We start from the raw sequence: 26,232 nt of genomic DNA, 5'->3' as shown, positions 1-26,232 counted from the left end.
GGCGAGTGGGCTTGCGGTGGCCGGGGGCGTCGGTCGTGAGGGCGGTCACGGGCGAGTGAGGCTCGGGTTTCGGTAGGCTGTCACCCGTGCTGACCATCGACGCCGCGATCCTCGACGCGATCGTTGCGCACGCGCGCCGGGACCACCCGGACGAGGCGTGCGGGATCGTCGCGGGGCCGGCCGGCTCCGACCGGGCGGAGCGGCATGTGCCGATGGAGAACGCCGCCCGGTCCATGACCTTCTACGAGTTTGACTCGAAGGAGCAGCTGCGGCTGTGGCGCGAGATGGACGACGCCGACGAGGAGCCGGTTGTCGTGTACCACTCGCACACCGCGACCGAGGCCTATCCGTCGCGCACGGACGTTTCCTTCGCCGGCGAGCCCAACGCGCACTACCTGCTGGTGTCGACCCGCCATCCGGAGCTGACCGAGGTCCGGTCGTTCCGCATCGTGGACGGGGCCGTCACCGAGGAGCCCGTTCAGGTAGTTAATGCAGTCGTGGATCCGAACGCCGTCCAGACGTACCTCTTCGGGCAGAGCCCGGCGACCGTCGACTACGAGTGTTGACCAGGTCTTTCCCGGCCTGCTCACGTTCGTTCGTCGCTTCCTGCCGCTCAAGAGGAGAAGAAAATGGCTATCGAGGTTCGCATCCCCACCATCCTGCGCAGCTACACCGGCGGCGCGAAGACCGTCGAAGGCAGCGGTGACACCATCGCCGACCTGCTGACCGATCTCGACTCCCGGCACGCCGGCATCAAGGACCGGCTCATCACGGGTGAGGGCGGCCTGCACCGGTTCGTCAACGTGTACATCAACGACGAGGACGTCCGCTTCCTCGGCGCCCTCGACGCGAAGCTCAACGACGGCGACTCCGTGACGATCCTGCCCGCCGTCGCGGGTGGCGCGTTCGCGTTCGCCGCCGCTCACGCCCTGCGGGGCTGATCGCCGTGGCGCGCTACGAGTCCCTGCTCGACGCGTGCGGCAACACGCCACTGGTCGGCCTGCCCCGGCTCTCGCCGAGCGCCGACGTGCGGCTGTGGGCCAAGCTCGAGGATCGCAACCCGACGGGGAGCGTCAAGGATCGCGTGGCGCTGTGGATGGTGAAGGCGGCCGAGGAGTCGGGCCGCCTTCGCCCCGGCGACACGATCATCGAGCCCACCAGCGGCAACACCGGCATCGCGCTGGCGATGGTGGCGAAGCTGCGCGGGTATCGGCTGGTCTGCGTCATGCCGGAGAACGTCTCCGCCGAGCGCACCGCCATCCTGCGCATGTACGGCGCGGAGATCATCTTCTCGCCGGCCGCCGGCGGCTCCAACCGCGCGGTCGCCGTCGCCAAGGAGATCGCGGCCGAGCACCCGGACTGGGTGATGCTGTACCAGTACGGCAACGAGGCCAACGCCCGCGCCCACTACGAGTCGACCGGCCCGGAGATCCTGCGCGACCTGCCCACGATCACCCACTTCGTGGCCGGGCTGGGCACGACGGGCACGCTCATGGGCGTCGGGCGGTACTTGCGCGAGAAGGTCGAGGACGTCGAGATCATCGCCGCCGAGCCCCGCTACGGCGAGCTCGTCTACGGCCTGCGCAACCTGGACGAGGGCTACGTTCCGGAGCTGTACGACGCGACGGTCCTCACCCGCCGCTTCTCCGTCGGCACCCGAGACTCGGTGCTGCGCACGCGCCAGCTGGTCGAGGTCGAGGGCATGTTCGTCGGCTTCTCGACGGGCGCGGTCCTGCACGCCGCGCTGGCGGTGGCGCACCAGGCCCTCAAGGCCGGCAAGCGCGCGGACGTGGTCTTCCTGGTCGCGGACGGCGGCTGGAAGTACCTGTCGACCGGCGCCTACGGCGGCACCCTGGCCGAGGCGGAGACGGCGCTCGAGGGCCAGCTCTGGGCATAGCCGCGCCGCTAGGGAAAGGGCGACTGAGCGCGCAGGGTGAAGGCCCGGGAGTCACGGGCCTTCACCACGGCGGACATCGCGGTAGCGCTGATCTAAATGCCGGTAATGACCCAGCCGATGAGCAGGCTGGCGGACGCGACGCCGAGCAGCGCGAAGGGCAGCCGGCGGCGGTGGATGCTCGCGAAGGCCGCGATCGTGCACGCGAGGCCGACCAGGCCCACGGTGATGACGGTCGGGGCGTACCAGGCGCGGTACTGCGCGATGAGGCCCACGAACGCCCGCAGCGCCACGGCCATGCCGCCGAGGCCCAGCAGGGCCGCCCAGGCGCACACGGCCGCGATGTGGCGGTTGGCCGGGCGCGGATCGGCCTCGGTCGGGAGGCGGAATGCGCCCGGTAGCTCCCGGACGATCCGCTTGGCGCGTGAAACGTCGACCGACACGATGGCCTCCTGTTACCCCTGGTGCTGGCTCACTGGGTGCAACGACCGGGGTGGTCGAGCGTGACGGAACCGTGTCACGTTGGCGACATCTGGGCTCCGATCATTCAGCCTCGGCGGCCAGGGACGCGTAGGCTGCGCAGCGTGACGGGCCAAGCCGTTGCCCTAAAGCGGCCGGTCCGTGGATTGGATCTATCCTCACCTGACCGGTGCGATCCACAGATTCTTTTGAAGACGGGAGACGGCGGGTTGAGGGCAGGATCATGAGGCTTACGGTTCTCGGCTGCGCCGGCAGCTTTCCTGGGCCGGAGGCGCCCTGTTCCGCCTACCTCGTGGAGGCGGACGGCTTCCGCCTCCTCATGGACTTCGGTCCCGGGTCGATGTCGACGCTGCAGCGCTACGGCGGCCTGTACTCCGTCGACGCCATCCTGCTGTCGCACCTGCACTGCGACCACATGCTCGACGCCTGCTCCTACATCGTGGCCCGCCGCTACGCCCCGGCCGGCCCGTTCCCGCCCCTGCCGGTCTACGCGCCGGTCGCCGCGCCCGACCGCATCGCGGCGGCCTACGGCGGCGAGAACGAGCCGATGTCGATCGGTGACGTCTACACCTTCTACGCCCTGCAGCCGGGCAGCTTCCCGATCGGGCCCTTCTCGATCACGGTCGACCGGGTCAACCACCCCATCGAGACGTACGGCGTGCGAATCGAACACCAGGGCAAGGTCCTCACCTACTCCGCGGACACCGGCCCCTGCGAGGCGCTGATCCGCCTGGCCCAGGGCGCGGACGCGTTCCTGTGTGAGGCAAGTTACCTCGACGGCATGGACAACCCGCCCGACCTGCACCTGACCGGCCGCGAGGCGGCCGAGCACGCGACCAAGGCGGGGGTCGGCCGGCTGCTGCTCACGCACCTGGTCCCGGCGTGGTGCAGCGAGGCCCTCACCCTCGAGGCCGCCTCGGGTGCCTTCTCGGGGCCGATCGACGTCGTCCGACCAGGGGCTCGGTACGACATTTAGGAACCCGTTTGCCGTTTGGCCAACATATCGTGGCCGCATGCATGGACACCCCCCTCATGGTCATGGCATGCGGATCGCGATCGTCACCGAATCGTTCCCGCCCGATGTGAACGGTGTCGCCCACTCCGTCGTCCGGGTCGCCGAACACCTCGTCGCGCGTGGCCACGAGCCGCTCGTGATCGCCCCACAGCCGTCGTCCGCGGCGCGCTCGGTCACCGGCTCGTTCCCGTACCAGATCATCCGTGTGCCCTCGGTGGCCACGCCGGGCTATGGGAGCTTCCGGCTTGGCCTGCCCAGCCCGCGCCTGGCCGCCGCCCTGAAGGCGCACCGCACCGACCTGGTCCACCTGGCCAGCCCCTTCATCCTCGGCGCGCGCGGCATGACGGTTTCGACGGCGCTCGGGCTGCCCACCGTGGCCGTGTACCAGACGGACGTCCCCTCCTACGCCCGGCTGTACTACCGGTCCAACCTCGGCGAGCAGGCCGCCTGGCGCTGGCTGCGGCGCATCCACAACGCCGCCGACCGGACCCTCGCGCCCTCCACCGCCGCCGCCACCGCCCTGCACAGCCACGGCATCGAGCGCGTCTGGCTCTGGCGCCGCGGCGTCGACGCGGCCCGGTTCGACCCGGGGCACCGCTCGGCCGCGCTGCGCCGGGCCGTGGCCGCCGAGGGCCAGGTCATCGTCGGGTACGTCGGCCGCCTCGCGGTCGAGAAGCGCGTCGACCTGCTCGCCCCGGTCAGCCGCATTCCCGGCGTCCGGGTGGTCGTGGTCGGCGACGGCCCGGCCCGGGCCAACCTCGAGCGGGCCATGCCCGAGGCGGTCTTCCTCGGCGAGCGGCGCGGCGCGCAGCTGGCCCGGATCTTCGCCAGCCTGGACCTGTTCGTGCACACCGGCCCGTTCGAGACCTTCGGCCAGACGATCCAGGAGGCCCTGGCCAGCGGCGTACCGGTGGTGGCGCCGGCCCAGGGCGGCCCGCTCGACCTGGTCGACGACGGCCGGACCGGCCTGCTCGTGCCGCCCGGCGACGCGCCCGCGCTCGTCGACGCGGTCGCCTCGCTGGTCAACGACCCCGAGCGGCGCCAGGCGATGGGCGTCGCGGCCCGCGTCGCCGTCGCCGCCCGAACCTGGGCCGCGGTCGGCGACGAGCTGATCCGGCACTACGTCGACGTCCACTCGGGGGGCCTGGCCGCCCGGTCCGTCCCCATTCCGGCGTGAGCTCTCGGATAGTGCGGCTGGCGAACTTCGTCATGCCGCGTTCCGGCGGGCTGCGCACGGCGCTGCAGGCCCTCGGTGAGGGGTACCTCGCGGCGGGTCACGAGCCGGTCCTGATCGTCCCCGGAGCCGCCTACTCCGACGAGATGACCTCCCAGGGCCGGGTGATCACGATCCCCGGCCCCGTGGTGCCGGGCACCGGGGGGTACCGCGTCCTGCTCGCCCGACGGCGCCTGGTCAAGCTCCTCGAGGATCTCGAGCCCGACCAGCTGGAGGTCTCCGACCGCTTCACGCTGCGCTGGACCGGCCGCTGGGCCCGGGAGCGCGGCATCCCGGCGGTCATGGTCTCCCACGAGAGCCTGGCCGGGCTGCTGACCTTCGCCGGCCCGCTCGGCAACCCGTGGGCGGACCTGCTCAACGCCCGCAGCTTCCGTTCGTACGACCGCATCGTGTGCACGACCGGCTGGGCCGCCTCCGAGTTCCGCCGCATCGGGGCGGGCAACCTGTCCCAGGTGCCCCTCGGCGTCGATCTTGATCTGTTCAACCCGTCGCGCTACGACGAGGACCTGCGCGCCCGCTACGCCGAGCCCGGCCAGGTCCTGCTCGTGCACTGCGGCCGGCTGTCGTCGGAGAAGCGCCCCGAGCGCTCGGTCGACGCGCTCGTCGGCCTGCGTAAGCGCGGCATCGACGCGGTGCTCGTGATCGCCGGCGACGGGCCCCTGCGCGCCCGTCTGCAGGAGCAGGCCCGGGGCCACACCGTGCACTTCATGGAGTTCGTGGCCGACCGGACCGCCGTCGCGTCCCTGCTCGCGACCGCGGACGTGGTCGTCGCGCCCGGGCCGATCGAGACGTTCGGGCTGGCCGCGCTGGAGGCCCTCGCGTGCGGCACGCCCGCCGTCGTCGACGCGGCGTCCGCGCTACCCGAGGTGGTCGGTGCCGCCGGCGTCGCCGTCACCAATGACTTCGCAGGAGGTGTACTGCAAGTGCTCGCTCGACCCGTTTCCGCCCGTCGAGCCGACGCCCGTGCTCGCGCGGAACAATTCTCGTGGCCGGCCGCGGTCGCCGGCTTCCTCGCCGTGCACCACTCGTCCTCGACGGTGGCCGTGCGATGACGGTCTTTGCTGCCCTCGGCGACTCCACGACCGCCGGGTACGGCGACCGGTTCCGCGGCAAGTGGCGCGGCTGGGCGCCGATCTTCGCCGAGGCCGTCGGCGTCCGGCTGCACAACTTCGCCACCAGCGGCGCCCGAGCCGCCGACGTGGAGCGCGTGCAGCTGCCCCAGGCGCTCCGCGTGGCCCCCGACCTGGCCGCCGTGCTCATCGGCACCAACGACACGCTGCGCGACCCGTTCTCGCCGACGCGCTTCGCCGGAAACCTGGAGCGCACCGTCGCCGCCCTGCGGGGGGCCGGCGCCGAGGTGCTCACGATCCGGCTGCCCGAACCCGGCCGGATGTTCGGGCTGCCCGGCGCGCTCGCCCGCCCGCTGGCCCGGCGGATGGCCGAGATCAACGAGGCCGCCGATCTCATCGCCGCCCGCTACGACACCGTGCACTTCGACGCGGCGGGGAACCCCGACTCGTACGAGCGCTGGATGTGGAGCGTCGATCGGCTCCACCCGAGCGAGCGCGGGCACCGGTTCCTCGCCTGCTCGTTCTTCGACCTGCTGGAGGAGCGCGGCTTCGTCGACCGCATCGCGGCCGCCGGCCTGGCGGCCCGCCGCCCGTCGCCGGAGCCCAACAGCCGGCCGCCGTCGAAGCTCGCGCAGGCGGCCTGGATCTCGACCGCGGGCACCCAGTGGGTGATCCGCCGCTCCACCGACCTCCTCCCCGGCCTGCTCCGCCTCGCCTGGTCGGAGTGGCGGCACGGCTCGCCCGACCTGGACCTGCTCGACCTGGAGCTCGGCTCCGCGGTGCGCAGCGACGAGGTACCGGGGAAGGTCGCGTGACCACGGCTTGACTAGGGTGGTCGGTATGGCTCGACCCGATGGACGCGCATCAGAGCAACTTCGACCTGTATCGATCACCCGCCAGTGGAGCATGCACCCGGAGGGGTCCGTGCTCATCGAGTTCGGCGCCACCCGCGTGCTGTGCACGGCCAGCGTCACGGAGGGCGTGCCCCGCTGGCGCAAGGGCTCCGGCCTGGGCTGGCTCACCGCCGAGTACGCCATGCTGCCCCGCGCCACCACCACCCGCAGCGACCGGGAGAGCGTCAAGGGCAAGATCGGCGGCCGCACGCACGAGATCTCCCGCCTCATCGGCCGCAGCCTCCGCGCCTGCATCGACCTCAAGGCCCTCGGCGAGAACTCCATCGTCCTGGACTGCGACGTCCTGCAGGCCGACGGCGGCACCCGCACCGCCGCGATCACCGGCGCCTACGTGGCCCTGCACGACGCCGTCGCGTGGCTGGCCTCGCAGCGCAAGCTGGCCGGCAAGCCCGCCGAGGTCCTGCACCGCACCGTCTCGGCGGTCAGCGTCGGCGTCATCGGCGGCGAGCCGCGCCTCGACCTGTGCTACGAGGAGGACGTGGTGGCCGACGTCGACATGAACGTCGTCTGCACCGGGGCCGGGGAGTTCGTCGAGGTACAGGGCACCGGCGAGCAGGGCGTCTTCACCCGGGCCGAGCTTGACACGCTGGTCGACCTCGGCGCCCTCGGCTGCGCCGAGCTGGCCACGCTGCAGCAGAAGGCGATCGCCGGATGAAGCTGCTGCTGGCGACCCGCAACAAGAAGAAGCTCGTGGAGCTGCGCCGGGTCCTGGAGACCTCGGCGCCGCACGTCGAGCTGCTCGGCCTGGACGACGTCGACTCCTACCCGGAGGCCCCGGAAACGGGCCTGACCTTCGAGGAGAACGCCCTCCTGAAGGCCCGCGAGGCCGCCCAGTACACCGGCCTGCCCAGCGTCGGCGACGACTCGGGCCTGGCGGTCGACGCCCTGAACGGCATGCCCGGCGTCTTCTCGGCCCGCTGGTCGGGCCTGCCGAGCGGCGCCCCCGACCGCGACGGCGCCAACCTGCGCCTGGTCCTGGCTCAGGTGGCCGACGTCCCCGACGAGCACATGGGCGCCGCCTTCGTCTGCGCCGCCGCTCTGGTCTACCCGGACGGCCGCGAGGAGGTCCTCCGCGGCGAGATGCGCGGCCACCTGATCCGCGCCCCGCGCGGCGACGGCGGCTTCGGCTACGACCCGATCTTCGTCGCCGACGGTCACACCCAGACCACGGCCGAGCTGTCCCCGGACGAGAAGGACGCCATCAGCCACCGCGGCAAGGCCTTCCGCGCCTTGGCCGCCCGCTTGTAGCTCCGTTTCGCGCGCCGGGGCGTTCGTTTGTTGCGCCCCGGCGCAGGCCTATCTGTCCTGGCCAGGCACTTTCCGGCCGCCGGCGTTGGACGCGCCTCTGTCTGAGGTGTGGCAGCGCTCTCTCCGCTGCGGCGCGCTGGCGCCCTCGTGCTCCTGCTCTTGCGGCGCGCCGGTGTGCTCCTGCTCCTGCTCTTGCGGCGCGCCGGCGTGCTCGTGCTCCTGCTCTTGCGGCGCGCCGGTGTGTTCCCGCTCTTGCGGCGCGCTCGCGGGCTCCTCTCGTCGTCGCGGTTCGTCTCGCCGGCGTCAGGCGAGCGGACCGGTCTCCCGTTCGATCTCCTTCCGCAGCTCGCGCGACCACACCAGGCCTCGGGCGGACTCCATCACCGGGGCGAGGAACACGTCCGGCCCGGGCCCGCCGGCGAAGCGCTCCACCCGCTCCACCGCCAGCCGGCCCGCGGCCGAGGGCTGCAGCGGCGCCCGCAGCTGGATGCCGCGGACCGCCGAAATCAGCTCGACGGCCAGGATGCTGCACAGGTTGTCCAGTACGGTCCGCAGCTTGCGGGTGGCCGCCCACCCCATCGAGACGTGGTCCTCCTGCATCCCGGACGTCGGCAGCGAGTCGACGCTCGCCGGCGCCGCCAGCCGCCGGTTTTCGGCCACGATCCCCGCCGCCGTGTACTGCGCGATCATCAGCCCGGAGTTCACCCCCGCGTCCGGCGTGAGGAACGGCGGAAGGTCACGCGACCGGGTGACGTCCAGCAGCCGGTCTACCCGCCGCTCCGCGATCGCCCCGACCTCCGACGCCGCGATCGCGAGGAAGTCGGCGGCGAACCCGAGCGGCGCACCGTGGAAGTTGCCCGTCGACTCCACGCGCCCGTCCGTCAGGACCACCGGGTTGTCGACGATCGAGCGCAGCTCCCGGGCCGCGACCGTCGCGGCGAACTCCAGCGTGTCCCGCGCCGCCCCGGCAACCTGCGGCGCGCACCGCATCGAGTAGGCATCCTGCACCGCATGCACCAGGTCGTCCCGGTGCGAGTCCATGATCGGCGAGCCCTGCAGCAGCCGGTGGATGTTCGCCGCCGACGCGGCCTGCCCCGGATGCGGCCGGATCGTGTGCAGCTCAGGCATGAACGGCCGATCCGAGCCCAGCATCGCCTCGATCGACAGCGCCGCGGTCACGTCGGCCATCGTGAACAGGTGCGCGGCGTCCTCGATGGCCATGAGCAGCATGCCCAGCATGCCGTCAGTACCGTTGATGAGCGCCAGCCCCTCCTTCGAGGACAGCTCGATCGGCGAGACGCCGGCGTCGAGCGCACTCACCCGCGTGCCGTCCTTCGCCAGCACCCAGCCCTCGCCGATGAGCACCAGCGCACAGTGCGCCAGCGGCGCCAGATCCCCGGACGCGCCCAGCGAGCCGTGCTCCGGCACCCACGGCGTGATGTCAGCGTTGAGCAGCTCGACGAGCGCCTGGGCGACCTCGGGCCGCACCCCCGAGCGCCCCATCGCGAGCGACCTGATGCGCAGGAGGATCATCGCGCGCACGACCTCCCGCGGCATCGGCGCCCCGACGCCCGCCGCGTGCGACCGGATGAGCGCGTGCTGCAGTTCCGCCCGCCGCTCCGGCGCGATGAACGTGTTGGCGAGCGCCCCGAACCCGGTCGACACCCCGTACACGGGCCGTCCGTCCCGCTCGATCGCGTCCACGATCGACCGGCTCGCGCGCATCGCGTCGAGTGCGTCTTCCGCGAGGGTCACTCGCGCGTTGCCCCGGGCGACCGCGATCAGGTCGGCCGGGGTGATGCCAGAGGCGGTGATGGTGATCAAACCAGCTCCCCATTGAGCACGACGGTGGTTGTGAGCGGCACCCCGGGCCGGTAGGCCAGGTGCACGTGAGAGGGGGCGTCGAGTACCACGAGGTCCCCGCGCGCCCCGACGGTGAGGTGCCCGACGTCGCCGCGCCGCAGCGCCATCGCCCCGCCGCGGGTGGCGGCGAACACGGCCTCGGCCGGCGTCATCGCCATCTCGCGCACCGCGAGCGCGATGCAGAACGGCATCGACGACGTGTACGACGACCCGGGATTGCAGTCGGTGGCCAGCGCGACTGTGGCTCCCGCGTCGATGAGGGCCCGCGCCGGCGGATACGGCGATCGCGTCGAGAACTCGGCCCCCGGCAGCAGCGTCGCCACCGTCGACGAGTCGGCCAGCGCCGCAATGTCCGCGGCCGACAGGTGCGTGCAGTGATCCGCCGAGGCCGCGTTGAGCTCGACCGCGAGCTGCACGCCGGGCCCCTCGGTCAGCTGGTTGGCGTGCACGCGTACGCCCAAACCGGCATCGGCCCCCACGGTCAGGATGGCCCGGGAATGGTCGGCGTCGAACGCCCCGCGCTCGCAGAACACGTCGATCCACCGCGCTCCCGCCCCGCACGCCGCGGTGAGCATCGGCCCGCAGATCAGGCTGACGTAGTCGTCGGTCCGATCCGCGTACTCCGACGGCACCACGTGCGCCCCGAGAAACGTCGTCTCGACGCTGAACTCCCGCGCGATCCGCAGCGACCGCGCCTCGTCCGCCACGCTCAGCCCGTACCCGGACTTGATCTCCATCGTGGTCGTCCCCTGCCGGAGCGCCTCGTTGCGCAGCCGGGCCACGTTCGCCCGCAGCGTCTCGTCGTCCGCCGCCCGAGTCGCCCCGACCGTCGTACGTATCCCGCCCCCCGTATAGGCCTGCCCCGCCATCCGCGCCGCGAACTCGCCAGACCGATCTCCCGCGAACACCAGGTGCGAGTGGCTGTCGACGAACCCGGGCAGCACGGCCGCACCGTCGGCATCGAGCCGCGCGTCGGCCGCCGGGGCGTCAACGGCACGCCCGATCCACTCGACCCGCCGATCGTCGATGACCAGCGCCGCGTTGCGCCGGATGCCGAGCGGCCCCTGCCCCCACGCCGGGTCGGCCGTGACCAGCTCGCCGATGTTGGTGACCAGCAGCGACCTCATCGCACGGCCCCGATCCGGCTCCCGCCGCCGTTCCCGGCCACCGCCCGCCCACTGCGCGCGTCCGTCTCGCGTGCGTCTGCCTCGCGCGCGTCCGTCTCGCGTATGTCTGTGTTGCTCGCGTCTGCCTCGCGCCCGTCCGTCTCCCGTGTGCCTGCCGTGTGCGCGTCTGCCTCGCGCGCGTCCGTCTCGCGTGTGCCTGCCGTGTGCGCGTCTGCCTCGCGCGCGTCCGTCTCGCGTGTGTCTGCCGTGCGCGCGTCTGCCTCGCGTGTGCTGGTACCGCCCGGCTGGCGCTGCGTCTCACGGCCGTGGCTGCCTGCTTCGCGAGGCTGGCTCTGCGCCTCCGGGTTGTGGCTGCCTGTTCCGCCGGGCTGGGTCCGTGGGCCGCCGGCGGGCTTCTTGTGCGCCTGCGCCGCGGGGGTCGTGATGGCGCTGATCGCTCGTTCCAGTGCGGCGCCTACGTCGGGGATCGTGACGTGTGCTCCGTCGCGGACTACGACGCGGCCGTCGACCATGACGTGGCGCACGTCGGCGGCGGTGGCCGCGAACGCGATCTCCGTCGGATCGCAGCCGGCGGTGCGGGGGGAGTCGAGGGCCACCGTGACCAGGTCGGCTCGGGAGCCGACCTCGATGGAGCCGGCGTGTGACCAGCCGAGCGCGGCGTGGCCGGCGGCCGTGGCGGCCTCGATCAGCTCGGGCGCCGGGAAGTGCCCGCGGTGCTCGGTGTGGAGGCGCTCGTGCATCTCCAGGCCGCGCGCCTCTTCGAACAGGTCGATGAGCGCGTGGCTGTCGCTGCCGAGGCTGAGCGGGCTGCCAGCGTCGGAGATGGCCCGGGCCTGGCCGATGCCGTCGGCGAGGTCGCGCTCCGTTGTGGGGCAGAAGCAGACGCCGGTGCAGGTGTCGCCCAGATCGGCTCGGTCTCCGTCGGCCAGGTGCGTGGCGTGCACGACCGTCACCCGCGGGCCGAGCAGGCCGCGCGAGGCGAGCAGCTCCGTCGGCGTGCGGCCGTGGACGGCCAGGCACGCCTCGTTTTCCGCCCGCTGCTCGGACAGATGCACGTGGGTCGGCATGCCCGCGGTGCGCGCCGCGAGCTCCCCCAGCGCGTCGGCGGGGACGGCCCGGACGCTGTGCGCCGCGGCGCCGATCCGCGCATGCGGCCGTGGCCGGAGCCGGTCGAGCCGGCTCGACCAGGACTCGAAGGATCCGTCGCCGAACCGCAGCTGCGTGCCCTCCAGCGGCCGCCCGTCGACTCCCGCGGTCAGGTACAGCGTGTCGAGCAGCGTGATCCGGATGCCGGCGTCGGCGGCCGCCGCGATGAGCGCCTCGCCCATCGCATTCGGGTCCGAATACCGCACGCCGCCCGGGCCGTGGTGCAGGTAGTGGAACTCGCCGACGCAGGTGATCCCGGCGAGCGCCATCTCGGCATACGTGGCCACCGCCAGCGCGTGATACGTGTCCGGGTCGAGCGCCCCCGCCACCGCGTACATCTGCTCGCGCCACGTCCAGAACGTCCCGCGACCCCGCTGCGTGCGGCCGCGCAGGGCGCGATGGAACGCGTGCGAGTGGGCGTTGGCCATCCCCGGCAACGTGACGCCCGCGAGCCGCACCGCACCGGCGGCCTCCGGCGCGTCGACCGGCGTCCCCGCGCGCACGGCCACGAACCGGCCGCCGGCGATCTCGATCAGCACGTCGTCGGCGACCCCGTTGGGCAGCCACGCGTGCGCGCAGTGGTACCGCGTCACTGACATAGCCGGGCCAGCAGATCGGTGAGCTTCTCCACGCCGACCGCGCAGTCGGCGTCAGAGGCCGACTCCTGTGGGGCGTGGGAGATGCCCGTCGGGTTGCGCACGAACAGCATCGCCGTGTCGACGTGCCCGGCCAGCACCCCGGCGTCGTGGCCGGCGCCGGTCGGCAGCACGGGTGCGTTGAGCTCCACGGCGGCGAGGCGGCTCACGTCGCCGTTGAACCCGACCTCGCCGCTCAGCGACTCGGTCGCCATCGCGACCCGGGTCCCGTCGCGACGGGCGCGTTCCTCGGCCCGCTGGTGGACCGACTCGACCAGCTTCTGCAGGGTGTCGGTGTCGGCGGCGCGGGCGTCCAGCCAGGCGGATGCCCGGGCCGCGATCGCATTGGTGGCGTTGGGCGCCACATCCACCCGCCCAACCGTGGCGTGCGCCCCGTGGATCCGGGCCACCTCTTCGGCGGCGATCACGGTGTGTGCCAGCGTGAGCATCGGATCGTGCCGGTCGGCCATCCGGGTCGTGCCGGCGTGGTTGCCCTGGCCCGTGAAGTCGAAGCGGTAGCGCCCGTGCGGCCAGATCGAGCTGGCGACGCCGATCGGGGCATCGAGGTGATCCAGCGCCCGTCCCTGCTCGACGTGGAGCTCGACGAACGCCGCAATCCGCGCGAGCCGCTCGGGATCGGGCCCCAGCCGGTCGGGATCGAGCCCGGCGCGGCCCATGGCGTCGGCGAGCAAAGTCCCTTCCCGGTCGCGCAACCGCAACGCCTGCGCGGGGTCGTAGGCGCCGGTGAGCAGCCGCGAGCCGAGGCACGGGACGCCGAACCGCGCACCCTCCTCCTCCGTGAACACCACCACGGCGATCGGCCGCGACGGCGTGACGCCGCGCTCGCGGAGCCGGTCGATGGCGAGCAGCCCCGACACCACGCCCAGCGGCCCGTCGTAGGCCCCGCCGTGCGGCACCGAGTCGAGGTGGCTGCCCGTGACCACGGCGCCGTCGCCCTCGGGCTCGCCCCACCAGGCCCACAGGTTGCCGTTGCGGTCGATCTCAACCTCGAGGTCGCGGTCCAGCGCCTCCTCGACGAACCACTCCCGGCACACCAGGTCGGTGTCGGTCCACGAATGGCGGACGTATCCACCGTCGTCCCCGGCCCGGCCAACCGGGCTCAGCGACCCCCACAGCGCGGCGAACCGCCCGGCGCTCATCGTGGCGGCTCCCGCATCGGTGCTCGTGGCGGCTTCCGCGTTGGTGCTCACGCTGGTCGCTCCTGCCTCGGCGCTCACGACTGCTCCCGCATCGGTACTCGAAGGGCGGTCGCCTCCGCGACCTCGGCGGCGTCCTCGTATCCGGCGTCGACGTGTCGCAGCACGCCCATCGCCGGGTCGTTGGTCAGGACCCGGGCCAGCTTCTGCGCCGCGAGGTCGGTGCCGTCGGCGACCGAGACCTGGCCCGCGTGGATCGACCGGCCGATGCCGACGCCGCCGCCGTGGTGGATAGACACCCACGACGCGCCTGACGCGGTGTTGACCAAGGCGTTGAGCAGCGGCCAGTCGGCGATGGCGTCGGAGCCGTCGCGCATCGCCTCGGTCTCGCGATACGGCGAGGCGACCGAGCCGGTGTCCAAGTGGTCGCGCCCGATGACGATCGGGGCCTCCAGCGTGCCGTCGGCGACCATCTCGTTGAACCGCAGGCCGGCGCGGTCGCGCTCGCCCTGCCCGAGCCAGCAGATCCGGGCCGGCAGGCCTTGGTAGGCCACGCGCTCCTGCGCCATGGTGATCCAGCGGCGCAGAGACTCGTTCTCCGGGAAAAGGTCGAGGATCGCCCGGTCGGTCGCCGCGATGTCGGCCGGGTTTCCCGACAGAGCGGCCCACCGGAACGGGCCCTTGCCCTGGCAGAACAGCGGCCGGATATACGCCGGGACGAAGCCCGGGAACGCGAACGCCCGGTCGAATCCGCCGAGCTGCGCCTCGCCGCGGATCGAGTTGCCGTAATCGAACACCTCGGCGCCGCGGTCGAGGAACCCGACCATTGCCTCCACGTGCCGCGCCATCGATTGCCGGGCCCGCTCGGTGAACTCCTCAGGCTTCTTCGCCGCGTAGTCGGCGGCGTCCTCGGGCGCGATCCCGCTCGGTACGTAGGACAGCGGGTCGTGCGCGGAGGTCTGGTCGGTGACGATGTCGACGGCGACGCCCATCGTCAGCAGCTCGGGCACCAGGAGCGCGGCGTTGCCCACGACCCCGATCGACAGGGCTCGCCGGGCGGTCTGAGCCTCCACCGCCCGCCGCACCCCGTCCTCGAGGGAGTCCGCGATGACGTCGAGGTATCGGGTGGCGACGCGCCGCTCGAGGCGGGTCCGGTCGACGTCGATGATCAGGCAGACGCCGCCGTTCATCGTCACCGCCAGCGGCTGCGCGCCGCCCATGCCCCCGCAGCCCGCGGTGACGGTGAGCGTGCCGGCCAGCGATCCGTTGAACCGCTTCTCGGCCACCGCCGCGAACGTCTCATAGGTGCCCTGCAGGATGCCCTGCGTGCCGATGTAGATCCACGAGCCGGCGGTCATCTGGCCGTACATCGTCAGGCCGAGCGCCTCCAGACGCCGGAACTCCGGCCAGTTGGCCCAGTCGCCGACGAGGTTGGAGTTGGCGATGAGCACCCGCGGCGCCCACTCGTGGGTCTGCAGCACACCCACCGGGCGGCCCGACTGCACCAGCATGGTCTCGTCCGGGGCCAGAGTCGTGAGCGTGCGGACCAGCGCCCGGAACGAGGGCCAGTCCCGTGCGGCTTTGCCTGTGCCGCCATACACCACGAGGTCCTGCGGACGCTCCGCGACGTCAGGGTCGAGGTTGTTCATGAGCATGCGCAGGGCGGCTTCTTGTTGCCAGCCTCGCGCCGTCAACTGGGTGCCCCGAGGGGCACGGATTGCTTCCATGATTCTCCTCGGCTAAGGCAGGAATACCTGGCGGTTGGCAGCAGAGCGCTCGAACGCCTCGAGCCGCTCCTGGGTCTCTGCAGGCGCGGCGTCGCACATCGCCTGCAGCAGCATCGTGACCATGGCCATCGGGGCGGTGTGCATGTCGAACACCAGCCGCGAGCCGACCGGCGCGGGCAGCACCACGTCCGACTCGGCCGCGGCCGGGCTGACCGGAGAGTCCGTCACGGTGACGACCCGCAGTCCGGCCCCCCGCGCCTCGCGCAGCGCGTCGACGGCCTCGCGCGGATATCGGGGCAGCACAAACGCCAGCATCGCAACTGCACCGGCCGCCCGTGCCTGTTCCAGTCGATCCGCGAACAGGCTGCCTTGCTCGTGCAGGAGCCGGACGTCGGGGTGCACCTTGGCGGCGAAGTAGGCGAAGTGTCCGGCGAGCGCGCCGGCCGCCCGCATGCCGAGCACCGGAAGGGGGCGGCTCCCCATCAGCAGCCGACCCGCCTCTGTCAGGGGCCCGGCATCGCGCAGCGTGTCGGACAGCTGCTGGAGGTTGGCGATCTCGTCGCTCAGCGCCTGCTCGAACTGGCTGGTGGGCGAGCCCTCGTCGGTGTCGTCCACTGTGGGCGGTCCGTGGCGATAGCCGTCGATCGTGACCCTCAGCTCGTCTCGCAGCGCCGGATAGCCGTCGAACCCCAGCGCCGTGGCGAATCTGGTCACCGATGGCTGGCTGACGCCGGCGAGGTTGGCCAGGTCGCCGCTCGAGAGATAGCCCGCCCGGCTGGCGTGCTCGACCAGGATCCGCGCGATGCGGCGCTGGACGGGCGTCAGTCGCTGCCCGTCGAAGAGGTCGAGGATCCGCTGGCGCGGGGAGGTGGTCATGAGTCGACTGTAAGTTGGCTTTCAGGGTTGCGTCAAGTGCATGGAGTCATTCAGAATGTTGGCGGGAAGGGAGGACCACATGCGACTCTCTGGACGTGTATCTGAGCTATTTGGCGACGTACCCCATCAAGAGCTGCTACCGCACCGAGACCGAGCGTGCCGAGGTGGAGCCGTGGGGCCTGGCCGGAGACCGGCGCTGGATCGTCGTCGACGAACAGTCGAAGCTCATCACGCAGCGCGACTGCCCGCCGATGGGACGGATCAGGCCGCGTTACACCGAGAGCGGCCTCGTGTTGGAGGCGGCCGGGATGAATCCGTTGGACGTCCCGTTCCCGACGGGGGGCCTGGCGGACATCAGGCACTTCCATCGGTGGATCGCAGCGACGTTCGCGGGGGACGTCGTGGCGCAATGGATCTCGCGGGTCATCGAGCGGCCGGCGCGCCTGTTCTACCTGGACGATCCGACGCGGCGGCCCGTCGAGCCGGACTTCGCGAAGCCGGACGACCGGGTCTCGTTCGCCGATGGCTTTCCGCTGCTGCTGACCAACGAGGGGTCGTTGCGGGCGGTGAACGACTGGCTGGTCGAGGACGGCGACGAGCCGATCGCGATGACGCGGTTTCGTCCCAACGTGGTCGTGGCCGGCGCGCCGGCCTGGGCGGAGGACGACTGGATTGGCCGGCGGATCGCCATCGGGGATGTCACGTTCCGCGCGCCGAAGCCGTGCGACCGGTGCGTGCTGACGACCATCGACCCCGAGACGGGTGAGAAGGGGCGCCAGCCGCTGCGCGTACTCGGCAAGCATCGGCGATTCCCGGAAGGGCTGCTGTTCGGCATCAACCTGATTCCGGATGTGCGCGGCGAGATTGCGATTGGCGACGAGATCACGATCCTCTGACGGTTGCTGGTGCGGAGCTATCGCCGCGGGTCATCGGGGCTGACCGCGGCGGGGGTGCGCGGTGGGCCTGAACCGCGGGTTGCGCCTAGCGGGCGGCTGCGCCGCGGGCGGCGGCTGCGCCGCGGGCGGCGGCTGCGCCGCGGGCGGCGGCTGCGCCGCGGGCGGCGGCTGCCCGAGAGGGGCGGTGGGGCCCGCGTGGTGGGTTGCGCCGCGGGCGGTGGGTGCGCCGAGAGGGGGCGGTGGGGCTAGCGTGGTGGGTTGCGCCTCGCGCGGCGGGTGCGCCGCGCCGCGGATGGTGGGTGCGGAGCGCCGCGGGTAGCGGGTGCGGCGCGCGTGATGGCTGCGCCGCGGGTGGTGGACCGCGGCGCGGCGGTGGGTGCGCCGGGGTGGGTGGCGCAACCCGTGTGGTGGGTGCGGTGGGCTGGTGGTTTGCGTCGCGGGCGGTGGATGCGCCAGGAGTGGGCGGCGCGGCCCGCACGGTGGGTGGCGCCGCGGGCGGTGCGCCGCGCGGCGGATGGTGGGGGCGGCGTGCGTGGTGGGTCGCGGCGCGGGTGGTGGACTGCGGCGCTGGTGGTGGGGTGCTTCGTGCGGCGGGCGTCGTAGTGGCTGCGTTCCCTCGGTGCCGAGGCTCGGGACATCGCTGACATGAGGCGGCCCGAGGGTGGGGCTGCGGGCTGCGGCTGGGTCAGGCTGAAGGCCCAGGTCAGGGTGGGGATGGGGCTGGGTGGGCTCGTGTGGCGGTGGGTGGCCGCTTGTGCGAGGCGAATGTGGCATAACGCGTCGCGGGGGGCGGGTGGCGGGTCATGATCAACGCGTGACGCCCTTGCGGGTGAGGCCGCACCTTGCCGAGATTTTGGAGCGTACGCGGCATGTTGTCGTGACGTTCAGTGTGTTGGGGAACCTGCTGCCCGAGCCGGCGGTGGTTGCTCGGCAGGTGGGGGACATGTTGCGGGAAGGTGGGTTTCGGACGTCGCTGCTCATTGGGGAAAGCGACAATCCGTTCGACATGTTGGCGGAGGCGTACGGGGTGTCGGAGGAAGTGGGGCGCCGGGCCGAGCAGCTTGTGCATGATGCCGAAGTTGATGCTGCGGACTGGGTGGCGGGTACTGCTGGGGCCGGCGAGTTCTTCGAAGCTTGTCGGGGGACGGGGCGGTCTGTGGCTGTGTACGCGCCGCATAGTGAGTCTGCGGTTGGGCGGTACCTGCATCGGCTGGGGTTGCGGGGTCTTGTGGGGCCGGCGCTTGGGCGGGGGTTCGCCGTGCGGAATCCGGCCGTGCGGACGCTTGCGCCCGTGTTTGACGCCATTGGGGTTGTGGCGCATGAGACTGCGGTGGTCTGTGCGACGTTCTCGGCGATGTCGGCGGCGCAGCGGGCGGGGGCGCATGCGATCGGGGTTGAACGGATTCGGGAGCCGCGGAAGATGTTGCATGGTGGGGAAGGGCGCAATGCCGTTGTGCGGTCGCTGACGGCGTTGGCCGACGCGGTGGTTGAGTGCGGGGAGCCGCGTGCCGGGTGAACGTTGAGGTTCGAGAAACGCTGAGTGTTCGTGGGCGGCGAGGTATGTAAGGGCCGCGAGGAACTGGGCCGACCGGGCATCGGACCTGCCGGTCCGTGGCGGCGAGCTGTGACAAGACTGCGCATCGGCCCAGGCGGCCTGTGTAAGGGCCGCGAGGAACTGGGCCGACCGGGCATCGGACCTGCCGGTCCGTGGCGGCGAGCTGTGAGAAGACTACGCATCGGCCCAGGCGGCCTGTGTAAGGGCCGCGAGGAACTGGGCCGACCGGGCATCGGACCTGCCGGTCCGTGGCGGCGAGCTGTGAGAAGACTACGCATCGGCCCAGGCGGCCTGTGTGAGGGACACGAGGAACTGGGCCGACTGAGCATCGGACCTGCCGGTCCGTGGCGGCGAGCTGTGAGAAGACTACGCTGTCAACGGTCAGGACGAAGTCCTGTCCTGCGGTCTTTGAAGCTCGGTGTGGGCGGACACCAGATTTCCGTGCTGACGGTCAGGTGATCTCCTGGTGGGGTTAGGTCAAGGCTTTGACTCCTTTGCCGGCGAGGGCCTGTTGCAGGCGGTGTGAGTCGCCCTCGGTGGTGATCAGGTGGGCGTGGTGCAGGAGCCGGTCGACGGTCGCGGTGGCGAGGGTCTTGGGCATGATCGTGTCGAAGCCGGATGGGTGGATGTTGCTGGTCACGGCGATGGAGCGGCGTTCGTAGGCGGCGTCGACGATGCGGTAGAACGCTTCGGCGGCGTCTTGTCCGGCGGGGAGCATGCCGATGTCGTCGACGATGATGAGGTCGCTGCGGCAGATCCGGGCGACGGTGCGGGCGGTGGAGCCGTCGGCTTTGGCCCTGCCGATGGTGCCGGTGAGGGTTTCGAGGGTGAACCAGGCCACCCGCAGGTCGGCCTCGATCGCGGTGTGGGCGAGGGCTTCGACGAAGTGGCTCTTGCCGGTGCCGGAGGGTCCGGCGACGGCGAGGTTCTCCGCCCGGCTGATCCATTCCAGGGTGGTCAGGGCCTGCTGGGTGGGGGCCGGGATGGAGGACTGGTCCGGTCGCCAGGTGCCGAAGGTCTTGCCGGTGGGGAAGTTCGCGGTCTTGCGGCGCATCCGTCGGGTGGCGGCGTCGCGGCCGATGACTTCCTCGTTGATGAGCACGCGCAGCACCTCGGCGGGGTCCCACCGTTGGGCTTTGGCGGTGGCGATGACGTCGGGCGCTGCTTGTCGCAGGTAGGGCAGCCGCATCCGGCGTAGCAGCCGGTCGAGTTCGTCGGGCAGGGCCGGCGCGGCGGGTGCTGCTGCTGGTGGGGTGGTGCGTCGGGTTGTCGGTCGGGTCATTGGGTGTCCTGTTCGCGCAGCAACTGGTGCAGCTGCAGGGTGTGGTGGTCGAGGGCGTGGAGCAGTCCGGTGGCTGCGAGGACGCCGTTGCCGGGGCCGTTGAGGAACTCGGCGAGGTCGTCGCGGGTGTCGGCACCGGCGTGCCGCAGCCAGTCCTCGACCCGGCGCAGCAGCCGTGCCAGGTCGTCGACGTCGTCGCGGTCCAGATGCACCCGGTGGACCGGTTCGTGGTGGCTCATCGGCCGAACCGTCCCCAGCCGCTGGTGCCGGGCTGGGCAGAGTGGGTCTCGTCGGCGTGGACCAGGTCGCCGGTGGCGCCGCGGCGGTCGAGGTGGTCCAGGATCGAGCCGAGATCGTGCTCGTCGAACCGGCCGGCCGCGGCGGCCAGGCCGAGCGCTTGGTCGACCCGGGCTGCGCCGAGGATGGTGGCGAACTCGACCGCCCGGGCCATCTTCGCCCGGACCCGGACCACGCCCGTCGCGGCGGCCTCGATCAGCCACTGGTGCGCGCCGTCACCGATGGCCAGGAAGTCCGCCTCGGCCTTCGACCTGGCCCGTGGCCGGGGCGGGCGGGGGTGGTTGCCGCCGGGATGGTGCGGATAGTGGACGTCGAGGATGCGGGGGTTGCCCGGCGTGGACAGCGCGTGCCGGGCGATCTCGACGGTTCCGGCCGGGCCCATCGCGACGATCGCCAGTTCGTCGCCGACGACCCGGCACCACACCCTGGTGTCGACGTGTCCGGGCGGGGTGGAGTAGCGCACCGACCCGAACCGCACCGTCTGGTCGTCGCCGACCAGACGTTCCTCACCCAGCGCCGCCGTGTGCGGGCTGGCCGGCAGCACGTGCAGCCGGCCCCGCTCCACGGCGAGGCGTTCGACCGGCGCGACGCCGGTCTCGCGGTGCGGGCGGGCGTTGATGTGCTCGCACCACGCCTCGCACGCCGCGGCCAACTCGGCGAACGAGCCGTACTCGCCGCGCAGGTTCGCCTCGGTGGGCACCAGATCGGCCTTGGCGACCTTCACCGTGGCCTCGACCCCGCCCTTGGACTCCGGGTCGAACGGCTCACACGTATGCACCGTGACCCCGTAGTGCCGGCCCGCCGCGACCACCATCGGATGGCGCACCGCGACCCCGGCCACATGCTCGACCGTGACCGTGCGGGCGTTGTCACCCAGCAGATACGTCGGCGCGCCCCCAATACGGCGCAGCGTCGCGTCCATACACGCGATCAACGAACCGAGGGTCTGGTCCCAGGTCGGGATCACCACCCGGAACCGGGACCAGGAAAGCCACGCACAGAACAGGCTCGTCTTACGCCCGCCAATCCGCGGCCCGTCGCCCCAGTCGAACTGCAGCCACAGCCCCGGCTCGGGCACCCACGGACGGTAGGTGCGCCGCCGCCCAGCCCGCCACGCGCTCTTGGCCGCCGCGACCGCCCGCCGGGTCGTGCGCTGCGTGCCGGCGAACCCCAACGCCACCAGGCGTTCATGCACCTTGTCCGCGCGAACCTTGCCCTTCGACGCCTCGACGAGCTCCTCAACCTTCGGCAGGAACGCGTCGATCAGCTTCGGCCGGACCGCCCGCGCGAACGGATCCCCGCCGCCGGCGTCCCGCCGCGCCACATACCGCTGGACCGTCTTCGGGTCACACCCGGCCAACTGCCCCGCCGAGTGCGCGCACCCGGTCAGGTCGTACGCCTCCAAAATTTCCATGATCTCCCTGTCAGACTTGGTCACGGTCTCCCCGGTGCGGTCGGCGGCAAGGTCAGCAACCCGCCAGCCAACCCGCCGGGGAGATCCACTACACGAGGTCATGACGGAGATCACCTGACCGCCCACCAGGAATTCCGGTGTCCGCGAGCCGGGACTCAACTGTCCGTCAGAAAGGATTTTTCAGCGTCCGCGAGCATACGCATCGGCCCAGGCGGCCTGTGTGAGGGACACGAGGAACTGGGCCGACTGAGCATCGGACCTGCCGGTCTGTGGCGGCGAACCGTGTGAGGGACACGAGGAACCGGGGCGCCTGAGCAAAGGCGTTCCGTGCTTCGCGCGAGGCTGGGCAGGTATGACCGGGGGCTTCCGCCAGCCGTCACGTGGTGGGAGGGCGGGCTCTGGTAGAACAACGCGCGTGTCGTTTCTGCTTTGGAGCGGGCGGGCCGTTGGGTACCGGCGGGCGGGGGCCGGCGTTGCGCTGGCCGGTGGGTGCTTCGTGGCCGGGTACCTCGTGGCGCCGGGGGACGCGTTCTCGCATCCCAAGCGGCTGGTCCTCACGGTCCTGCTGATGCTGGCGGGGGTCGCGGTGCTCGGGTGGGCGGCGGCGATGGGGCACGTCGGGGTGCAGATCAGCATGTACAACGTGCGGATCCGGCACGGGCTGGTGCCCATGCCGCCGATTGCGGTGCCGCTGCGGATGGTGCAGGACCTTCGCGTTGTCGATGTGCAGTCGAGCCTCGGGCAGCGGTGGGGGTGGACCTGGGTGCCGGGGCGCGGGCGGGCCGTGATCGTGCGGTCCGGGCCGGCGCTGATGTTCGACTTCGGGGGGCGGCAGTTCACCGTCAGTGTGGACGAACCCGAAGAGGCCGTCGCGGCTCTCAAACGCCTGCGCTAGAACGCCGCGGGAGGGCTTGGCACCGCGGAGATGGCAGGGAGACGCTTCAGCGTCGACCGGTGTCTGGTGGGAACAACGGTCGTAAGTTGTGCGGACCCGAGCCATGGAAAGGCAAAACATACCGGTAATCCGGCCGAAACCGTTCGTGCCTAGGCTCCCGTCATGGCGGACATCTTCGATGAGTACTCGATGTCCGGGGGCATGTTCCAAGCCTGGGACGAGATGTTCGAGCGCCCCGGACAGCCGCGGGCGCCCTACCGTTCGTTGTTCGCCGCGCTGCAGCCGCTGGCGCCGGCCGACCTGCGGTTTCGGGCCGATCAGCTGGCTCGGGTGTTCACCGATCGCGGGGTCACGTTTGCGTATGCGGGGGAGGAGCGGCCGTTCCCGCTCGACCTCATTCCGCGCATTCTCGACGCCGCGGAATGGGATTTGCTGACGAGTGCGGTGCAGCAGCGGGTGCGGGCGCTCGAGTCGTTTCTCGGCGACATTTACGGCGCGGGGCGGGTGTTTGCCGACGGGGTCGTGCCGCGGCGGCTCGTGACGACCAGCGCCCATTTTCATCGACAAGCCTATGGCATCGAACCGCCCAACGGGGTTCGCGTGCATATCAGCGGCGTGGACCTGGTTCGGGACGAGGAGGGGCGGTTCCGGGTCCTTGAGGACAATCTTCGGATTCCGTCCGGGGTGTCGTACGTCATCGAGAACCGCCGCGCGCTGACGCACACGATGCCGGCGTTGTTCGCGGACGCTCGGGTGCGGCCGGTGGACGACTATCCGGCGCGGCTGCTCGCGGCGCTGCGGGCGGCGGCGCCGGAAGGGGTGGACGATCCGACGGTCGTCGTGCTGACGCCCGGCGTGTACAACGCCGCCTACTTCGAGCATGCGCTGCTCGCCCGGCTGATGGGGGTCGAGCTCGTCGAGGGGCGGGACCTCGTGTGCAGCGGCAACCGGGTGCGGATGCGCACGACGCAGGGGGAGCGGCCGGTGCACGTGGTGTACCGGCGGGTCGACGACGACTTCATGGACCCGCTGCACTTCCGGCCCGACTCGGTGATCGGGTGCCCGGGGATCGTGAACGCGGCGCGGGCGGGGCAGGTCACGCTCGCCAACGCGGTCGGCAACGGGGTGGCCGACGACAAGCTCGTGTACACCTACGTGCCGGACCTGATCCGGTACTACCTGAGCGAGGAGCCGCTGATCGACAACGTCGAGACGCACCGGCTCGACGACCGCGACCCCGACGTGCTGCACGACGTGCTCGGGCGGCTCGACCAGCTCGTGCTCAAGCCCGTCGACGGCGCCGGCGGCAAGGGGATCGTGATCGGGCCGCAGGCGTCGGAGGAGACGCTCGCGGCGCTGCGGCGGGCGGTCGAACAGGATCCGCGCGGGTGGATCGCGCAGCGGCCGGTCGCGCTGTCGACGTCGCCGACGCTGCTCGGGGACCGGGTCGCGCCGCGCCACATCGACCTGCGGCCGTTCGCGGTCAACGACGGCAACGAGATCTGGCTCCTGCCGGGCGGGCTGACGCGGGTCGCGCTGCCCGAGGGGGCGCTGGTCGTCAACTCCAGCCAGGGCGGCGGGTCGAAGGACACCTGGGTGCTGGCGCATCCGGGGGACCCGGCGCCCGCGCCGATCCAGCCGCGCGAGCCGGCCGAGCCGCGGGAGTCCGGTGCCGGTCCGCGGGACGGTGGACCGGCGGCCGCCCAGATGACGGGACAACAGTGATGCTCAGTCGTATCGCGGAGTCGCTGTTCTGGATCGGCCGATACGTCGAGCGCGCCGACGACACCGCCCGCATTCTCGACGCGTTCCTGAGCCGCCTGCTCGAGGACCCGTGGGCCGACGAGGACGCCGCGTGCCGCTCGCTCATGGCGATCCTCGGCGTGGCCGCCCCGCAGGAGCGCCGCCTCACCACCGGCGACGTGCTGGAGCTGCTCGCGTTCGACGCCGAGGACCCGAGCGCGATCTCCGGCGCGCTCGTGGCGGCCCGCGACAACGCCCGCGGCGTGCGCGAGACGATCTCCAGCGAGATGTGGGAGTGCCTCAACGTCACCTGGCACACGCTGGCCTCGCGCCGGGTCGCGGCCGAGCGGCTCGGGCCGATCGTGTTCCTCAGCTACGTGCGGGAGCGGGCCGCGGTACTGGCGGGGCTCGCCGAGTCGACCATGAGCCGGGACGACGGGTGGCGGTTCCTGGTGCTGGGCCGCTCGCTGGAGCGCGTCGACATGACCGCGCGGCTGCTGTCGATCCAGACGAACACACGGACCGTGCTGCGCTCCTGCGGCGCCGACGAGGCGTTCCTGCGCACCCACGGCGGCACGTTCGACCCGCAGCGGGTCACCGAGTTCCTGCTCCTGGACCGCCTGTTTCCCCGTTCCGCATTGCACGCCCTCGGTACGGCGGAGCAGTGCCTGATCGATCTCGCGCCCACCACCGAGCGGGCCGGCGTGACCGACGCCGCGCGGCGGCCGATCGGGCAGATTCGGACGCGTCTGGAGTACGCCGACACGGCGCTGCTGCTGGCCGAGCTCCCACAGCACCTGCGCGCCCTGCAGCAGACCTGCGCCACCGCGAGCGCGGCGATCACCGCCCGGTACTTCCCGCAGTCCACGCCCGTCACATGGGGCACCGTCGCTTGGGGTGGATCATGAACTGGCGCCTGAAGATCCGGCACGTCACCGGGTACAAGTACGCGGGCACCGTCTCGGCGTCCTACAACGAGGCCCGGCTGACCCCGCTCACCCTGCCCTGGCAGACGACGCTGTTCAGCCAGGTCGAGGTCACACCGGGCGCGGCCACCTACCGCTACTACGACTACTGGGCGACCCAGGTCACCGCGTTCGACCTGCACCGGCCCCACCAGCAGCTGCGCGTCGTCTCCAGCAGCCTCGTCGAGGTCGTCACGCCGCCTTCGGCCACGATCCGGCTCGGCTGGGACGGCCTGCGCGCCGACGCGGTGCTCGACGCGCACGCGGAGTTCCTCGCCGCGAGCCGGCTCACTGCGGTCGAACCGGCCCTCGTCGAGCAGGCCTGGGACGCCGTCGCCGGGCGGCCGCCGGCCGAGGCCGCCGAGGCGGTGTCGCACTGGGTGCGGTCCGAGGTCGCGTACGTGCCGGGGTCGACCGGCGTGCAGACCAGCGCCCAGGAGGCGTGGGACCTGCGCAAGGGGGTCTGCCAGGACCTCGCGCACCTGACCGTGGGGCTGCTGCGGGCCCGGGGGGTGCCGGCGCGGTACGTCTCGGGGTACCTCCACCCGAAGGTCGAGGCCGAGGTCGGCGAGACGGTCGCGGGGCAGAGCCACGCGTGGATCGAGTGGTGGGCCGGGGAGTGGACCGGGTTCGATCCCACGAACGGGGTGTCGGTCGGCCCGCGGCACGTCGTGGTCGCCCGCGGGCGTGACTACGACGACGTGCCGCCGCTGCGCGGGGTATATCACGGCGCGCCGAGCAAGCACCTCGGCGTCACCGTGGAGATCACGCGCCTCGCCTGAGTATTGTGTCTCTCGGT

General features: G+C 72.0%; 24 protein-coding genes and 1 pseudogene. 15 read left to right on the top strand and 10 right to left on the bottom strand.

Going from position 1 to position 26,232, the window contains the following annotated elements; genetic code table 11:
• The first annotated feature begins 86 nt into the window (after positions 1–86).
• The 3 genes from ACQEVU_RS45035 (at position 87) to ACQEVU_RS45025 (ending at position 1,897) form a co-directional block, all read left to right on the top strand.
• Complete coding sequence (locus ACQEVU_RS45035) at positions 87–566, top strand: Mov34/MPN/PAD-1 family protein (RefSeq protein WP_433335600.1); 480 nt, start codon at positions 87–89, stop codon at positions 564–566.
• Positions 567–629: 63 nt separating this feature from the next.
• The gene (locus ACQEVU_RS45030) at positions 630–941 is read left to right on the top strand and encodes a MoaD family protein (protein WP_433335598.1); all 312 of its coding nucleotides are present in this window, start codon (positions 630–632) and stop codon (positions 939–941) included.
• Positions 942–946: 5 nt separating this feature from the next.
• Complete coding sequence (locus tag ACQEVU_RS45025; protein WP_433335596.1) at positions 947–1,897, top strand: PLP-dependent cysteine synthase family protein; 951 nt, start codon at positions 947–949, stop codon at positions 1,895–1,897.
• Between the two features lie 92 nt (positions 1,898–1,989).
• Here the strand turns inward: ACQEVU_RS45025 and ACQEVU_RS45020 are convergent, their stop codons facing one another.
• Positions 1,990–2,337 carry a hypothetical protein gene (locus ACQEVU_RS45020; RefSeq protein ID WP_433335594.1) on the bottom strand — a complete coding sequence of 116 codons (348 nt, stop codon included), beginning with the start codon at positions 2,335–2,337 and terminating at the stop codon, positions 1,990–1,992.
• 260 nt (positions 2,338–2,597) lie between these two features.
• Here ACQEVU_RS45020 and ACQEVU_RS45015 point away from each other — a divergent pair, with 260 nt between their 5' ends.
• The 6 genes from ACQEVU_RS45015 (at position 2,598) to rdgB (ending at position 7,855) form a co-directional block, all read left to right on the top strand.
• Positions 2,598–3,350, top strand: coding sequence for an MBL fold metallo-hydrolase (locus tag ACQEVU_RS45015; RefSeq protein WP_433335592.1), 753 nt, complete (start codon positions 2,598–2,600; stop codon positions 3,348–3,350).
• Between the two features lie 67 nt (positions 3,351–3,417).
• Positions 3,418–4,566 (top strand): glycosyltransferase family 4 protein, encoded by a 1,149-nt coding sequence (locus tag ACQEVU_RS45010; RefSeq protein WP_433335590.1) that lies wholly within the window; start codon positions 3,418–3,420, stop codon positions 4,564–4,566.
• Positions 4,563–5,675, top strand: coding sequence for a glycosyltransferase (locus tag ACQEVU_RS45005; RefSeq protein ID WP_433335588.1), 1,113 nt, complete (start codon positions 4,563–4,565; stop codon positions 5,673–5,675). Before ACQEVU_RS45010 ends, ACQEVU_RS45005 begins: the two co-directional genes overlap by 4 nt.
• The gene (locus ACQEVU_RS45000; RefSeq protein ID WP_433335586.1) at positions 5,672–6,508 is read left to right on the top strand and encodes an SGNH/GDSL hydrolase family protein; all 837 of its coding nucleotides are present in this window, start codon (positions 5,672–5,674) and stop codon (positions 6,506–6,508) included. The genes ACQEVU_RS45005 and ACQEVU_RS45000 overlap by 4 nt, the downstream gene beginning before the upstream one ends.
• Positions 6,509–6,533: 25 nt before the next feature.
• Positions 6,534–7,262, top strand: a complete 729-nt coding sequence (rph, locus tag ACQEVU_RS44995) for a ribonuclease PH (RefSeq protein WP_433335584.1) — start codon at positions 6,534–6,536, stop codon at positions 7,260–7,262.
• A complete protein-coding gene (rdgB, locus tag ACQEVU_RS44990; RefSeq protein WP_433335582.1) occupies positions 7,259–7,855 on the top strand; it encodes an RdgB/HAM1 family non-canonical purine NTP pyrophosphatase in 597 nt (198 codons plus the stop codon). Before rph ends, rdgB begins: the two co-directional genes overlap by 4 nt.
• Before the next feature lie 303 nt (positions 7,856–8,158).
• On the opposite strand, the gene hutH is transcribed toward rdgB, so the two are convergent.
• From hutH to ACQEVU_RS44960, 6 genes and pseudogenes are all read right to left on the bottom strand, one after another.
• The gene (gene hutH, locus ACQEVU_RS44985) at positions 8,159–9,679 is read right to left on the bottom strand and encodes a histidine ammonia-lyase (RefSeq protein WP_433335580.1); all 1,521 of its coding nucleotides are present in this window, start codon (positions 9,677–9,679) and stop codon (positions 8,159–8,161) included.
• A complete protein-coding gene (gene hutI / locus ACQEVU_RS44980; RefSeq protein WP_433335578.1) occupies positions 9,676–10,845 on the bottom strand; it encodes an imidazolonepropionase in 1,170 nt (389 codons plus the stop codon). The genes hutH and hutI overlap by 4 nt, the downstream gene beginning before the upstream one ends.
• 419 nt (positions 10,846–11,264) lie before the next feature.
• Positions 11,265–12,584 (bottom strand): annotated as a pseudogene (locus ACQEVU_RS44975) (formimidoylglutamate deiminase); the annotation flags it as partial.
• Positions 12,581–13,786: an allantoate amidohydrolase gene (locus tag ACQEVU_RS44970; protein ID WP_433339686.1), complete on the bottom strand. Its 1,206-nt coding sequence runs from the start codon at positions 13,784–13,786 to the stop codon at positions 12,581–12,583. The gene ACQEVU_RS44970 and the pseudogene ACQEVU_RS44975, both read right to left, overlap by 4 nt.
• Before the next feature lie 74 nt (positions 13,787–13,860).
• Positions 13,861–15,513 (bottom strand): urocanate hydratase, encoded by a 1,653-nt coding sequence (gene hutU, locus ACQEVU_RS44965; protein WP_433339685.1) that lies wholly within the window; start codon positions 15,511–15,513, stop codon positions 13,861–13,863.
• A 9-nt stretch (positions 15,514–15,522) separates the two neighbouring features.
• Positions 15,523–16,386 carry a MurR/RpiR family transcriptional regulator gene (locus ACQEVU_RS44960; protein ID WP_433335576.1) on the bottom strand — a complete coding sequence of 288 codons (864 nt, stop codon included), beginning with the start codon at positions 16,384–16,386 and terminating at the stop codon, positions 15,523–15,525.
• 95 nt (positions 16,387–16,481) lie between these two features.
• On the opposite strand from ACQEVU_RS44960, the gene ACQEVU_RS44955 reads away from it, so the two are divergent.
• Positions 16,482–17,282, top strand: a complete 801-nt coding sequence (locus ACQEVU_RS44955; RefSeq protein ID WP_433335574.1) for an MOSC domain-containing protein — start codon at positions 16,482–16,484, stop codon at positions 17,280–17,282.
• 814 nt (positions 17,283–18,096) lie between these two features.
• On the top strand, positions 18,097–18,798 hold the full coding sequence (locus ACQEVU_RS44950) for a hypothetical protein (protein WP_433335572.1): 702 nt from the start codon (positions 18,097–18,099) through the stop codon (positions 18,796–18,798).
• A gap of 511 nt (positions 18,799–19,309) precedes the next feature.
• On the opposite strand, the gene istB is transcribed toward ACQEVU_RS44950, so the two are convergent.
• The 3 genes from istB to istA are packed head-to-tail and all read right to left on the bottom strand — an operon-like array spanning position 19,310 to position 21,830.
• A complete protein-coding gene (istB, locus tag ACQEVU_RS44945) occupies positions 19,310–20,119 on the bottom strand; it encodes an IS21-like element helper ATPase IstB (RefSeq protein WP_433322422.1) in 810 nt (269 codons plus the stop codon).
• On the bottom strand, positions 20,116–20,358 hold the full coding sequence (locus tag ACQEVU_RS44940; RefSeq protein WP_433322424.1) for a hypothetical protein: 243 nt from the start codon (positions 20,356–20,358) through the stop codon (positions 20,116–20,118). The genes istB and ACQEVU_RS44940 overlap by 4 nt, the downstream gene beginning before the upstream one ends.
• Entirely contained in the window at positions 20,355–21,830 is a 1,476-nt protein-coding gene (gene istA, locus ACQEVU_RS44935; RefSeq protein WP_433334882.1) for an IS21 family transposase, read from the bottom strand. Before istA ends, ACQEVU_RS44940 begins: the two co-directional genes overlap by 4 nt.
• Before the next feature lie 415 nt (positions 21,831–22,245).
• On the opposite strand from istA, the gene ACQEVU_RS44930 reads away from it, so the two are divergent.
• The 4 genes from ACQEVU_RS44930 (at position 22,246) to ACQEVU_RS44915 (ending at position 26,215) form a co-directional block, all read left to right on the top strand.
• A complete protein-coding gene (locus tag ACQEVU_RS44930; RefSeq protein WP_433335570.1) occupies positions 22,246–22,725 on the top strand; it encodes a hypothetical protein in 480 nt (159 codons plus the stop codon).
• A gap of 162 nt (positions 22,726–22,887) precedes the next feature.
• On the top strand, positions 22,888–24,450 hold the full coding sequence (locus ACQEVU_RS44925) for a circularly permuted type 2 ATP-grasp protein (RefSeq protein ID WP_433335568.1): 1,563 nt from the start codon (positions 22,888–22,890) through the stop codon (positions 24,448–24,450).
• Positions 24,450–25,376 carry an alpha-E domain-containing protein gene (locus tag ACQEVU_RS44920; protein ID WP_433335566.1) on the top strand — a complete coding sequence of 309 codons (927 nt, stop codon included), beginning with the start codon at positions 24,450–24,452 and terminating at the stop codon, positions 25,374–25,376. Before ACQEVU_RS44925 ends, ACQEVU_RS44920 begins: the two co-directional genes overlap by 1 nt.
• Complete coding sequence (locus tag ACQEVU_RS44915) at positions 25,373–26,215, top strand: transglutaminase family protein (protein ID WP_433335564.1); 843 nt, start codon at positions 25,373–25,375, stop codon at positions 26,213–26,215. Before ACQEVU_RS44920 ends, ACQEVU_RS44915 begins: the two co-directional genes overlap by 4 nt.
• The last annotated feature ends 17 nt before the right edge of the window (positions 26,216–26,232 follow it).

Origin of the sequence: Dactylosporangium sp. CA-139066 (assembly GCF_050936175.1) — a bacterium.
GTDB lineage: Bacteria > Actinomycetota > Actinomycetes > Mycobacteriales > Micromonosporaceae > Dactylosporangium.
The sequence above is the reverse complement of the archived record's forward strand: the minus strand, read 5'-3'. Positions and strand labels throughout refer to the sequence as shown.